12 protein-coding genes are annotated in these 12314 nt (G+C 68.4%); all 12 read right to left on the bottom strand.

What is annotated here, in order from left to right; all coding sequences use genetic code 11:
- Positions 1-2: 2 nt before the first annotated feature.
- The 12 genes from EYE42_RS13505 to dprA all read right to left on the bottom strand — a co-directional run bounded on the left by EYE42_RS13505 (position 3) and on the right by dprA (position 12314).
- Positions 3-881: a tetratricopeptide repeat protein gene (locus EYE42_RS13505; RefSeq protein WP_130991847.1), complete on the bottom strand. Its 879-nt coding sequence runs from the start codon at positions 879-881 to the stop codon at positions 3-5.
- A complete protein-coding gene (pal, locus tag EYE42_RS13500; RefSeq protein WP_130991846.1) occupies positions 878-1417 on the bottom strand; it encodes a peptidoglycan-associated lipoprotein Pal in 540 nt (179 codons plus the stop codon). Before pal ends, EYE42_RS13505 begins: the two co-directional genes overlap by 4 nt.
- Before the next feature lie 26 nt (positions 1418-1443).
- Positions 1444-2751: a Tol-Pal system beta propeller repeat protein TolB gene (gene tolB, locus EYE42_RS13495; protein ID WP_425466569.1), complete on the bottom strand. Its 1308-nt coding sequence runs from the start codon at positions 2749-2751 to the stop codon at positions 1444-1446.
- Positions 2752-2806: 55 nt separating this feature from the next.
- Positions 2807-4606: a hypothetical protein gene (locus EYE42_RS13490; protein WP_130991845.1), complete on the bottom strand. Its 1800-nt coding sequence runs from the start codon at positions 4604-4606 to the stop codon at positions 2807-2809.
- A 4-nt stretch (positions 4607-4610) separates the two neighbouring features.
- Positions 4611-5066: an ExbD/TolR family protein gene (locus tag EYE42_RS13485; protein ID WP_130991844.1), complete on the bottom strand. Its 456-nt coding sequence runs from the start codon at positions 5064-5066 to the stop codon at positions 4611-4613.
- A gap of 3 nt (positions 5067-5069) precedes the next feature.
- On the bottom strand, positions 5070-5762 hold the full coding sequence (gene tolQ, locus EYE42_RS13480) for a protein TolQ (protein WP_130991843.1): 693 nt from the start codon (positions 5760-5762) through the stop codon (positions 5070-5072).
- A gap of 116 nt (positions 5763-5878) precedes the next feature.
- Positions 5879-6292: a tol-pal system-associated acyl-CoA thioesterase gene (gene ybgC / locus EYE42_RS13475; protein WP_165455796.1), complete on the bottom strand. Its 414-nt coding sequence runs from the start codon at positions 6290-6292 to the stop codon at positions 5879-5881.
- Positions 6289-6864 (bottom strand): hypothetical protein, encoded by a 576-nt coding sequence (locus tag EYE42_RS13470; RefSeq protein WP_130991841.1) that lies wholly within the window; start codon positions 6862-6864, stop codon positions 6289-6291. Before EYE42_RS13470 ends, ybgC begins: the two co-directional genes overlap by 4 nt.
- A 102-nt stretch (positions 6865-6966) precedes the next feature.
- Entirely contained in the window at positions 6967-7593 is a 627-nt protein-coding gene (locus EYE42_RS13465) for a CoA transferase subunit B (RefSeq protein WP_130991840.1), read from the bottom strand.
- On the bottom strand, positions 7593-8297 hold the full coding sequence (locus EYE42_RS13460; protein ID WP_130991839.1) for a CoA transferase subunit A: 705 nt from the start codon (positions 8295-8297) through the stop codon (positions 7593-7595). The genes EYE42_RS13465 and EYE42_RS13460 overlap by 1 nt, the downstream gene beginning before the upstream one ends.
- A gap of 108 nt (positions 8298-8405) precedes the next feature.
- Positions 8406-11087, bottom strand: a complete 2682-nt coding sequence (topA, locus tag EYE42_RS13455) for a type I DNA topoisomerase (protein WP_130991838.1) — start codon at positions 11085-11087, stop codon at positions 8406-8408.
- Positions 11088-11183: 96 nt separating this feature from the next.
- Positions 11184-12314 carry a DNA-processing protein DprA gene (gene dprA, locus EYE42_RS13450; protein WP_130991837.1) on the bottom strand — a complete coding sequence of 377 codons (1131 nt, stop codon included), beginning with the start codon at positions 12312-12314 and terminating at the stop codon, positions 11184-11186.

The following is a 12314-nucleotide window of genomic DNA, read 5'->3' as shown; positions in this document are numbered from 1 at the left end:
CGTCAGGGTTGATCGGCCGGATCGCCGGACAGATCCATCCCGTCATTCGCGGCAAGGCCACGGTCGCCGCAGGCAAGTCGGCTCAGCCGGGTTTCGGCCTCGGCGGCAAAGGGGGTGCCGGGAAAGCGCGCCGGAATCTCGGACAGATACAGGCAGGCTGCGGTCGGATCGCCCTCGTCGGCGATGACGCGGGCGATGCCAAGCAGGCTTTCGGCGGCGCGGGGGCCGTCGGGATCGGCTGCAAAGCCTTCCAGCCAGGCTGCGGCTGCGGCCGTTGCGTCACCCGCGCCGTCCAGGGCCGCACCCCGCAGGAACAGCGCCTCGGCCGTCAGGGCGCCGCCGGCATGGGCCTGGGCCACCGCCCCGAACATTTCCGCCGCGCGGCGGAAATCGCCGCTGGCCATGACCTGCCGGGCCGCGTCGAAATCCGATTGTTCGCCCGCGCTGGTGGGCTTGCGGTTCGTGTCGGCGGGCGGCATTGCGGGGCCGAGGTTCGGCACCGGGCTGCCTGTCCGCCCCAGGTCCTGCATGGTCAGCGCAGACAGGTCGCAGGCCGTGTCCATTTCGCACAGCCGGAATTCAAAGTCCGCCATCCGGCGGCCGGCCTCGGTCACGATCCGGTCGATGCGGTTTCCCAACTGCTCGGTCTGGTCGGTCAGTCGCGCCAGTCGGTGTTCCATGGCATTCATGCGGTCGATCGCCTCGACGCCGCCCACCGCCTGATAGCCCTCGGTTCCCGAGGCGACCAGTTCCGAGCGCAGCGATTGCACCTGACCGCGCAGTTCAGCCAGTTCGGCGCGCAAATCGGCCAGGGTGGGTTCCTGCGCCACAGCCGGCAGGCCCAGCGTCAGGACAGCCAGGATGACAAGGCGGGCGATCACGATCCGGTCCCGGCCGGGCTGACCACGGTCACGGCACGACGGTTCTGGGCCCAGCAGGCCTCGTCCGAACAGACCGCCAGGGGACGTTCCTTGCCAAAGCTCAGCGTGCGCACCCGACCAGATCCGACGCCCTGCGCGACCAGATATTCCTGCACCGCACTGGCGCGGCGGGCGCCCAGGGCCAGGTTGTATTCGCGGGTGCCGGTTTCCTCGGCATGGCCCTGCACCACGGCGTTGAAGGTCGTATGGGTTTTCAGCCATTCCGCCTGCCGTGTCAGGATCGCCCGCGCTTCGGCCGTCAGGGTTGCCTGATCGGCGGCAAACAGCACCGTGTTGCCCACGGTGCCGTTGAAATATTCGGCCGTCGCCTCGATCCCCAGGGTTCCGCCGGCCAGATCGCCCTGATACAGCGCGCCCCCCGTCGCATTGGCATAGGGGTCGATCACCGCCGTCTGGACCGGCGGGGGCGCGGGCTGGGCGCAGGCGGCCAGGCCAAGCAGCAGAAGGGCGGCGGGGGATCGTGCGGGCAGACTCATCGGGCTTATCCTTCCGATGCGGGGCTTCAAGGCATCAATGGACCCCAAGACGGGTCCGAGGCGGCAAAGTCAAGGTTCAGCGGACGCATGTTGCGCCCGGTGATATCCACCGAATGCAGTTGCGGCTGGCCGTTGCCGCCCGGCGTCACGCGGGTGAACATCACGACCCGGCCATTGGGCGCCCAGGAGGGGGACTCGTCAAGAAAGGATTCGGTCAAAGTTTTCTCGTTCGATCCGTCGGTTGCCACGGTCGCGATCTGGAACCGGTTGCCGACCTGCCGGGTGAAGGCGATCAGGTCCCCCTTGGGTGACCAGGCGGGCGATCCGTGGCGCCCGTCGCCAAAGGTGATGCGCACCGGTTCGCCCCCCTCGAGCCCGGCGATATAAAGTTGCGGACTGCCCGAGCGGTCGGATTCAAACACGATCCGCTGCCCGTCGGGGCTGAAGCTGGGCGCCGTGTCGATGGCAGGCGACTGGACCAGCGGCCGCTGGGCGCCGGTGGCCGCGTCCATCAGCCAGATGTCGGTATTGCCGCCCTGCTCGCGGGAATAGGCGATCCAGCGCCCGTCGGGGCTGAAGCGGGGCGAAAAGGCCATGCTGCCGGTGTCCTGGGTCAGCGGGCGTGACGAAACCGTTGCGATGTCCATGACGCGGATCTGGGGAAACCCGCTGTCGAAGCTGGTATAGACCAGCCGCTGCCCATCGCGCGAGAAGTGCGGGGCCAGGACCAGCGAGGAACTGTCGGTCATCCACAGGATGTTTTGCCCGTCATAGTCCATGACGCCGATCCGCTTGATCCGCGCATCCTTGGGACCGGTTTCCTGCACGAAGGCCACCCGGCTGTCGAAATAGGGCTGCTCGCCCGTCAAGCGTGCATAGATCTGGTCCGCGATCTTGTGGGCTGCGCGGCGCCAGTCGGCCGCCCGGGCATCGAACTGCATCCCGTCGCCCTGCGCCTCGCCCGCATAAACATCGAACAGCCTGAACTTGACGCTGATGGCCTCTTCCGCCTGCGTCACCTCGGCCGACACCAGCGCCTGGGCGCCCAGGGCGCGCCAGTCTTCATAGGCGATGGCCTCGGAAAAGCTGGCAGGCTGCGAGGCGGCACTGCCCGGACCGACATCCCGGAACAGGCCGGTGCCCGTCAGGTCGGCCGCCACCACGTCGCGGATACGGGCCGCGATCCCGGCATCCCCGTGAAAGGGCGGAAGAGCGATGGCCAGGGGTTCCGTCACGCCATCGGTCAGTTCGATCCTGAGGGGGCCGTCCTGCGCCAAGGCGGGCGGGACCGGCAGGGCAATGCCCGCAACTGTCAGGGACAGGGCGAATGTCAGAAGGCGAAGCATCATGTCCTTTTCCTTTCCGGCGCCGCCGGGAAACCGGCAAGGCCTAGTCGAACCCGATCCCGTCGGGGCGAAACTCGACAACCACATCGCGCCAACGGCTATACTTGTCCAAAGGCAACGGAAAGCCCGTTGCCCCGCACATCATGATCGCACGCCGCGCCACGTCAAAGGCATGGCGGGCGCCGTCCTCGGAACCGCCCCGGAAATCGGCGATGCGCAGCGTGTCGCCGATCGGCCGGCCGTCGGCGGTCATGCTGAAGGCCACCGCGACGGCCATCCCCCGCGCCTCGACCGACAGCGCGCCCTCGTTCCAGCACTGGCGCAGGGCCGTGCGAAAGACGTCGCGTTCGGCCAGCGACAGAGGCTGGTCCTGCGACAGGCTGGACATCCCGATCTCGTCGGGCAGGGCCTGCAGGGACGAGGGGGCAAGCTGCATCGGCTCGGCCGTGCCGGGCAGGGGGGCCGGATCAGCCGGCGCCTCCGAGGCCGACATGGCCCCGGCCAACGCCGCCGCCAGCGGATCCTGAGCGGCGGATGCCCCCGAACCCCCTTCGATCGTCTGCGTGGCGGCGCCCGGCCCCTCTCCGGTTGCCGCTGTCTGATCCTGGCCGGCGGCGTCCGTGTTCTCCTGCGCTTCCCGCAGCGCATCCTCGAGCGCCTGCTGCCGGGCGGCAGCCTCGCGTTCCTGGGCTTCGCGCGCCGCAGCCTCCCGCTGGGCAGCTTCGCGTTCCGCCGATTCCCGCTCGGCGGCAAGGCGTTCTTCGGCTTCCCGCTCTGCCGCCTCGGCGGCGCGGCGTTCTTCGGCCTGGCGTTCCTCCTCGGCCCGGCGCGCCTCGGCAGCCTGCCGCTCGGCCTCGGCCTGTCGCCGTTCCTCAGCCTGCCGCTCTGCTTCCCGCGCCTCGGCGGCCCGACGCGCCTCCTCGGCCTGCCGTTCGGCGGCCCGTTGCGCTTCGGCCTGGCGTTCCTCCTCGGCCCGGCTGGCCGCCTCGGCAGCCTCGCGCTCGGCCCGAGCCTGCCGTTCGGCCTCCGCGCTGCGGGCTTCCTTCGCCTGACGCTGGGCCTCTGCTTCCGCCTGACGCTGGGCTTCCTGACGCTCGGCCTCGGCGCGGCGGGCGGCTTCCTTGGCGGCCGCGCGTTCGGCACTCAGGCGGCGTTCCTCGGCCGCAGCGGCCTCTGCTTCCGCGGCTGCGCGGGCAGCTTCGGCCACGGCCCGGCGTTCGGCCTCCTGCCGGGCAAGCCGCTCGGTACGGCGCTCCACCAAGCCCTCGGGACGGCTGTGGGGCAGCGCGGACCGGTCAAGCGCCAGTTCCGACCGCGGCGCGACGGGCTGCGCGGCCTGATCCGCGACCGGGGTCTCGGGCCGTGCGGGCTGCGTGTCGATGGGACGGGCCTCGGCATCGGAGGGCGCCTCGGGCGCGGCCTCGGCAAGGGTCTGGTTCAGTGCCGGGGGCGACAGGTCGGCGGTCACGGCCACGGGGTCGGGGCGGGCGAAATCGGACAGGTCGGGACGCGCCTCGGGTGCTTCCGGCTGGGTCAGGGGCTGCGCCGCCTCTTCGGCGTCGGGCGGACTGGCGGGCGCGGGGGCCTCGGCCGCCCCGGCATCGGCAGGCGGCGCGGCGAGATCCGCAACCGTCGTGGCGCCCGACCCGACCGGCCCGGCCCCGCGCGAGGCTGCGGCCAGGGCCTCGAACTCGGCACTGCTGATGGTGTCGACCTGGGTGGAACGCAGCGGGGTCGAGGGCTGCGGCCGCAGGAACACCCCGCCCAGCACCGCCCACAGGATCAGCGCGCCGTGCGCCGTTCCCGAAACCCACCAGCCGATGCGCTCCGCCCGGTCGCTCATCGGCCTAGCCGTCCATCCGGGGACCGCCGGTATCCGTGACCAGCACGATGTCGGTCAGCCCGGCGGCATTCAGCGCGCCCATCACCTCGACGACACGGGCATAAGGGATCTGCCCGTCGGCGCGCAGAAAGACGCGCTCGCTCTGACGGCCGGCCAGGATCGTGCGCAGATGCGTGACAATCCGGTCCGGCGCGACGGGTTCGTCCATCACGATCACCTCGCCGCTGACAGGGATCGAGATGACCAGCGGTTCTTCCTGCTCGGCGGGCACTGCGGTGGCGGCGGTCTGCGGCAGGTTCAGCGGCACCCCTGCCGTCATCAGCGGCGCGGCCACCATGAAGATCACCAGCAGCACCAGCATCACGTCCACAAAGGGCGTCACGTTGATCTCGGCCATCGGCGCGTTGCGGCGCCGACCCCGGCCCTTGCGGCTGACACGCTTGACGACGGCGGCGGACATCGTTCAGGCCTCGTCCATCTGGCGCGACAGAAGGGTCGAGAATTCGTCAGCGAACGCCTCCCAGTTGCCGGTCACGCGTTCCGCATCGCCCGACAGCTTGTTGTAGAACACCACGGCCGGGATCGCCGCCAGCAGGCCCAGGGCGGTGGCCAGCAGCGCCTCGGCGATCCCCGGCGCCACGACGGCCAGGCTGGTGTCCTGCGACAGGGCGATCCCCTCGAAGGCGGTCTTGATCCCCCAGACGGTGCCGAACAGCCCGATAAAGGGCGCAGTCGATCCCACGGTCGCCAGGAATGACAGGCCCCGGAACAGCCGGGCTTCCTCGCGCTGGATGGCCACGTTCATGGCGCGGTCGATGCGGGCCGGACCGCCCGGGATCAGCCGGCCGTCTTCGCGGTGGCTGCGGCGCCATTCGGTCATCCCGGCCGCGAAGATGCGTTCGGGGGCGCCTCTCGGGCGGTCGCCCAACCGGTCATACAGATCGTCCAGCGGCTCGCCCGACCAGAAGCTGCGATCGAACCGCGCGGCCTCGCGCCGGGCCTGGGCAAAGACCATGAACTTCTGGATGATGATCGCCCAGGCCCAGACCGAGGCGATGACCAGCAGCACCATCACCACCTGCACCGTCGGCGACGCCCGCGCAAACAGCGCCATCAGCGAGAAATCAATGGCCTCGGCGGCCTGGATGGGTTCCATCGTCACTGCCTTCTTGTCGTGATGCGTCGCGGGCATGGCCGGTTTCGCGACCGGTTTTGGGGCCTTTTAGCGCCTTCGCGGCACGGGTGGCAGCCCCTTGCCGCAACACAATGCCGTCACTTTTCGACAGGTCCAGCAGGCCGCGTCAAGGCGCGGGTCACGATGCCGGGCAGGCGCACCGGTCGCCCCGCGCCGTCCAGGCAGGCCACCGTCACGCGGGCCTGGAACAAGGTCGCGCCGTCCCGACGAACCGCCTGATCCACCACGATCCGGGCTGCGGTGATCTGGACAAGGACCGTTCCGATCTTCAGCAGATCGTCAAAGCGGGCCGGGCGCAGATAATCGGCCTCGACCCGGCGGACCGCAAAGACGCGGCCGCTCTTGGCCTTCATCGCGGCCTGATCGACGCCCAGGGTGCGCAGCCATTCGGACCGGGCGCGCTCGATGAACCTGAGGTAATTGGCATAATAAACGATCCCGGCCAGGTCGGTATCCTCGTAATAGACGCGAACGGACAGGCTGTGCATCAGGCGTTCCCCACCCGCGCCGCCAGCCGCAGCGCATGGGACGGGTCCGCGGCCGCAACCGGCAGGACCGGAGCATAGGCCGCCCGGATCAGCGCCGCCATGGGGGCCGAGGGCACGACATTGCCCGCGAATGTCAGGGCGCAGCGCATGAACAACGCCTCGGCCAGATGGGCGGGGTGGCTGTCGGCCAGCGCGCCCGAGATGCGCAGGAACCCGAGGCAGGCGCGGATGCCGCCATCGGCGTCAAAGCGAAAGACGCGGTACTGGTCGGCCTCTGCCCGGCGCAGCCGTTCCAGCAGATCGGCCATTCCCGTCAGGCGGTCCAGATCGGGGATGCCTGCCAGATCGGTCCAGTCGCGCACGAAGAACAGCATCAGGTTCGCGCCCATTTCGGCATCCGTGTCTGCGACCGGATGCCCCGCATGGGCGAAACCGGCCCGGATCGCACCGCGAAAGACGCGCAGGCTTTCATCGGCCAGACCAAAGATCACCGGCGCCACGGGGCGTCCCCAGCGGGCGCACAGGAACGTCCCGTCCGGGCGCGTGAACAGGGCGGCGATCTGGTCGGCGGTCATGGCCTGGCCTGCATTGCCTTGGTCCAAACATCCTGAGGGGAGTCGGCGGAACGGCGACGGGGGGCAAGGCCCCCCGCCGACATGTCCGCAGGGCGCAAAGGGTCACGAAACGATGGTGGCCTCGGTCGCGGCGCGCAGCTCGTCCTCGGTGACGCCCTCGGCGCACTCGACGATGCGCAAGCCTCCCGGCACGACGTCCAGGACGCCCAGATTGGTGATGATGCGGTCCACCACGCCCTTGCCGGTCAGCGGCAGGGTGCATTCCCGCAAGACCTTCGACTCGCCCGCCTTGTTGGTGTGGTCCATGACAACGATCACACGGCCCACGCCGGCGACCAGATCCATCGCCCCGCCCATGCCCTTGATCAGCTTGCCGGGGATCATCCAGTTCGCCAGGTCGCCGTTCTCGGACACCTCCATCGCGCCCAGGATGGCGGCGGCGATCTTGCCGCCCCGGATCATGCCGAAGCTGGTGGCGCTGTCGAAATAGGCGGTGCGGTTCAGTTCGGTGATGGTCTGCTTGCCGGCGTTGATCACGTCGGGGTCCTCCTCGCCCTCGAACGGAAACGGACCCATGCCCAGCATGCCGTTTTCGGACTGCAGGGTGATATCCTTGTCGCCGACATAGTTGGCAACCAGCGTGGGGATGCCGATGCCGAGGTTCACATACATGCCGTCTTTCAGTTCCTGCGCCGCCCGCGCGGCCATCTGGTTGCGATCCCAAGGCATTATGCGTCCTCCCGCTTGCGAACCGTGCGCTGTTCGATACGCTTTTCGTGTTGTCCCTGAACGATGCGGTGCACATAGATGCCGGGCAGGTGGATCAGATCGGGGTCCAGGCTGCCGCGCGGGACGATCTCCTCGACTTCGGCCACGCAGACACGCCCGCACATGGCGGCGGGCGGGTTGAAGTTGCGCGCGGTCTTGCGGAACACCAGGTTGCCGGTATCGTCGGCCTTCCAGGCCTTGACGATCGACAGGTCCGCCACGATGCCGTGCTCCAGGATATAGGTCTGGCCGCCGAACTCCTTGTGTTCCTTGCCTTCGGCAATGACGGTGCCGACCCCGGTTTTTGTGTAAAAACCGGGAATGCCGCAGCCGCCCGCGCGCATCCGTTCGGCCAGCGTGCCCTGGGGGTTGAACTCCAGCTCCAGTTCGCCCGACAGGTATTGGCGCATGAACTCGGCGTTTTCTCCGACATAGCTGCTGATCATTTTCCTGATCTGGCGCGTTTGCAGCAGGATCCCCAAGCCGAAATCATCCACCCCGCAGTTGTTGGACGCAACCGTCAGATCCTTGGTGCCCGCATCGCGGATTGCCGCAATCAGCAGTTCGGGAATGCCGCACAGCCCGAACCCGCCAGCCGCAATGAACATTCCGTCCTGCAGCAGGCCGTCCAGTGCCTCGGCCGCAGTGGCATAGACCTTTTTCATCGTCCCTCCCATGGATCGAACAGCGCGAAACGTTTGTGGCGTGCCATGCAGCCCAAGTCAATGCCGCAGTGCAGCATGAGGGGCAGCACAGCACCGGGTTGCCTGCGTTCAGCCCTTGGCGGTCCTTGGCGCGGGCGCTTTTTTCACCGCCGGTTTCTTGGTGACGGCCTTGGCCTTTGGTGCGGCCTTGGCCTTGGGGGCCGCCTTCTTTTTGACAGGCGATTTTCCGGCCTTCGCGGCGATCAGGTCAAGCGCCTGTTCGACCGTCAGATCCTCTGGTGCGACATCGCGGGGCAGGGTGGCGTTCACCTTGTTCCATTTCACATAGGGACCATAGCGTCCGTTCATCACTTGGATCGCGCCGCCGTCGGGATGATCGCCCAGTTCGCGCAGGGGCGCTGCGGCGGCGGCACCGCCACGGATTTGCTTGGAGGCCAGAACCTCGACCGCCCGGTTCATGCCGATGGTGAAAACCTCGTCCGCGTCCGGAAGGTTGGCGTATTTCGCCCCGTGCTTGACATAGGGGCCAAAGCGGCCGATTCCGGCCTCGACCATCGCGCCATCATCGGGATGCGCGCCGACCGGACGCGGCAGCGACAGCAACTGAACCGCGCGATCCAGATCCAGCGTCGCCGCGTTCCAGCCCTTGGGGATCGAGGATCGGGCGGGCTTGGGATTGTCCTCGGTCGCTTCGCCCCGCTGGACATAGGGGCCAAAGCGGCCGGTCTTGAGGCTGATCGGATCGCCGTTGTCCTCGCCCAGAATGCGGTCGCCCACGGCTTCCTCGCCATCTGGCGCGGAAATCGGACGGGTATAGCGGCATTCCGGATAGTTCGTGCAGCCGATAAAGGCCCCGCCCGACCGCGCGGTCTTGAGGTTCAGCCGCCCCTTGCCGCACAGCGGGCACCCGCGCGGATCGCCGCCATCGGCGCGCGGCGGATAAAGGTGCGGAGAAAGAGCCTCGTCGATCGCCTCGAGAACCTCGGTGATCCGCAGTTCCGAGGTGCCCTGCAAAGCCTTTGAAAAATCCTTCCAGAACCGGCCCAGAACCTCGCGCCAGACCAGATCGCCCGCACTGATCTCGTCCAGCTCGTTTTCCAGATCGGCGGTGAAGTCATAGCTGACATAGCGCGGGAAATATTTGGTCAGGAAGACCGTGACCAGCCGGCCCTTGTCCTCGGGGATCAGGCGGTTCTTGTCCTTGCGGACATATTCCCGGTCCTGGATGGTCGTCACGATGCTGGCATAGGTGGACGGACGACCGATGCCCAGTTCCTCCATCCGCTTGACCAGCGTGGCCTCGGTATAGCGGGGGGGCGGCTGGGTGAAGTGCTGGCGCGCGGCCACGGCGGCGCTGTCGTTCAGCAGCAGGCCGGGCGCTGCCCGCTGTCCTGCGGGCGCAGCAGGCAGGGGGTCGTGCTTTTCGCGGGCCTTGGCAAATTCTGCGTCGAAAGCCTGGGTAACCAGTCGGGCAGCCTCGCCCTGCCGGATTGCGGGCAGGCGGGCGCCGTCCTCGCCATCCTCATCGTCGCGTCCCTGGTCATAGACGCGCAGGAAGCCGTCGAACAGGATCACCTGACCGGTCGCGCGCAGGCCGACCTGATTGTCGGGGCTGGCGATCTCGACCGTGGTGCGCTCCATCCGCGCGGCTTCCATCTGGCTGGCGATGGTCCGTTTCCAGATCAGGTCATAAAGCTTGCGCTGATCGTCCGCGCTGACCTTCAGCCTGTCGGGCGACAGCATCATGTCGGTCGGGCGGATGCATTCGTGCGCCTCTTGCGCGTTCTTGGCCTTGTTCTTGTACATCCGCGGACTGGAGGGCACGTATTTGTCGCCGAACTTGGCCTTGATCGCATCGCGCGCGGCATGGACCGCCTCGGGTGCCATGTCGATCCCGTCGGTCCGCATATAGGTGATCAGCCCGGCCTCATACAGGCGCTGCGCCGCCGACATGCAGGCCTTGGCGCCCATGCCCAGCTTGCGGCTGGCCTCTTGTTGCAGGGTCGAGGTCATGAAGGGCGGCCAGGGATTGCGGGTCGCGGGCTTGGCCGCGACGCTGGTCACGCGCAGGTTGCGACTGGCGACCGCGCTGACGGCCATCGCGGCCTTTTCGGCGCTGGGCAGGTCGAACCGTTCCAGCTTCGATCCGGCCAGAGACACCAACGTTGCATCGTATTCCGCACCGTCCGGCGTCGCCAGGCGGGCATGGACCGACCAGTATTCGCGGGCCTTGAAGGCCTCGATCTCCATTTCCCGGTCGACGATCAGGCGCAGGCAGACCGACTGCACCCGGCCCGCCGATTTCGCGCCCGGCAGCTTGCGCCACAGCACCGGCGACAGGTTGAAGCCTACCAGATAATCCAGCGCCCGCCGCGCCAGATAGGCATCGACCAAGGGCTGGTCGATCTGGCGAGGCTGGGCCATCGCCTCGGTCACGGCGGCCTTGGTGATGGCGTTGAAGGTGACGCGGTTGACCTGCGCCCCCTTTTTCAGGGCGGGGGACAGGGCTTCCAGCAGGTGCCAGGAAATCGCCTCGCCTTCGCGGTCGGGGTCGGTCGCAAGGATCAGGGTCTGGTCGTCCTTGAGCGCGTCCTTGATGGCCTTGAGGTGCTTTCTGCTGTCGGCCGCGACCTCCCACTTCATGGCAAAATCGGCATCGGGATCGACGCTGCCGTCCTTGGGGGGAAGGTCGCGGACATGGCCGAAGCTGGCCAGAACGCGATAGTCGCCGCCGAGATATTTCTCGATGGTCTTGGCCTTGGCCGGGGATTCGACGACAACGACGGGCATTCTTACCTCGGGGCAGGCTTCAATGGGGCGGGAACATGGGTCGGGTGCCTGCCCGTGTCAACCGGCGGCAGCCATCCGATTGCCTCGGGCCCGTCCTCAGCCAAGCGCCAGCCGTCCGCCCGGCACGCGCAGCAGGCGCCCCTGCAATTCCAGCGACAGGATCGCCGCGCTGGCCGTTGCCGCGGGCAGACCAAGGTCGCGGATCACGTCATTTTCATCGCATGGCGACGGACCAAGCCGCGACAGGATGCGCGCCTCGACCTCGACCGGCTGAATGGATTCGGGCGCGGGGCCAGGGGGCAGCCCGGTCCCGGGCGCAGCCCGTGGGGCGGCGTCGCCGGTCCGGCCGAGGGCCGCGCAGACATCGCCCGAGTTGCGCACAAGAACCGCGCCGTCGCGGATCAACTGGTTGCAGCCGCCGGCGCGGGCGTCCATCGGATGACCCGGCACGGCCATCACCTCGCGCCCCTGGTCAAGTGCATTCTTGGCGGTGATCAGCGTTCCCGACCGATGCGCGGCCTCGATCACCACGACAGCCAGCGACAGGCCGGACACGATGCGGTTGCGGGTCGGGAAGTGGCGGGCCTGGGGTTCGGTGCCGGGCGGCTGTTCGGAAAGAAGCGCGCCTTTTTCCGCAATCTGCGCGGCCAGCACGACGTTTTCCGCCGGATAGATCACATCGACCCCCCCCGCCATGACGGCGATGGTGCCGGTGGGCAGGGCGGCGTTATGGGCGGCGGTGTCGATGCCGCGCGCAAGGCCCGCCACGACCGTATGCCCTGCCTCGCCCAGACCTGCCGCCATGCCGCGCGCCATGCGCAGGCCCAGCGAGGACGAATTGCGCGCCCCGATCACGGCGACCGGATCGCGTGTCAGCCAGGCTGGATCGCCGCGCACCCAGAGAACCGGGGGCGCCCCGTCGATCTCTTGCAGGGCAGGAGGGTAGAGGGGCGAATCGCAGCGGATCAGCCGCGCGCCGACCTTGCGCCCGGCCGCCAGTTCGGCCGCCGCCACGTCTTCGGGGCAGGCCTCGTAGTCCATGATTCCCGCCGCCGCCGCGATGGCGGGCAGGGCGTCCAGGGCCGCGCGCGCGCTGCCGTGTTCGGCCACAAGGCGGTGATAGGTCGAAGGCCCCACCCGGCGCGAGCGGATCAGGCGCAGAACCGTCAGGTCGTCATCCGCCCCCGACAACGGCGGCCGCGAAAAGGAAAGATGTCCGGTGTCCAT

Origin of the sequence: Paracoccus subflavus (genome assembly GCF_004310345.1) — a bacterium.
In the GTDB taxonomy this organism is placed as follows: Bacteria; Pseudomonadota; Alphaproteobacteria; order Rhodobacterales; family Rhodobacteraceae; genus Paracoccus; species Paracoccus subflavus.
Note: the sequence above shows the minus strand (reverse complement) of the source record. Positions and strands in the feature narration are given on the sequence as shown.

What these genes read in the sequence shown, in the direction of transcription:
- pal (WP_130991846.1), bottom strand. Translation starts at nt 1,417, where the DNA reads ATGAGTCTGCCCGCACGATCCCCCGCCGCCCTTCTGCTGCTTGGCCTG.
- EYE42_RS13490 (WP_130991845.1), bottom strand. Translation starts at nt 4,606, where the DNA reads ATGAGCGACCGGGCGGAGCGCATCGGCTGGTGGGTTTCGGGAACGGCG.
- EYE42_RS13485 (WP_130991844.1), bottom strand. Translation starts at nt 5,066, where the DNA reads ATGTCCGCCGCCGTCGTCAAGCGTGTCAGCCGCAAGGGCCGGGGTCGG.
- tolQ (WP_130991843.1), bottom strand. Translation starts at nt 5,762, where the DNA reads ATGGAACCCATCCAGGCCGCCGAGGCCATTGATTTCTCGCTGATGGCG.
- EYE42_RS13470 (WP_130991841.1), bottom strand. Translation starts at nt 6,864, where the DNA reads ATGACCGCCGACCAGATCGCCGCCCTGTTCACGCGCCCGGACGGGACG.
- EYE42_RS13465 (WP_130991840.1), bottom strand. Translation starts at nt 7,593, where the DNA reads ATGCCTTGGGATCGCAACCAGATGGCCGCGCGGGCGGCGCAGGAACTG.
- EYE42_RS13460 (WP_130991839.1), bottom strand. Translation starts at nt 8,297, where the DNA reads ATGAAAAAGGTCTATGCCACTGCGGCCGAGGCACTGGACGGCCTGCTG.
- topA (WP_130991838.1), bottom strand. Translation starts at nt 11,087, where the DNA reads ATGCCCGTCGTTGTCGTCGAATCCCCGGCCAAGGCCAAGACCATCGAG.
- dprA (WP_130991837.1), bottom strand. Translation starts at nt 12,314, where the DNA reads ATGGACACCGGACATCTTTCCTTTTCGCGGCCGCCGTTGTCGGGGGCG.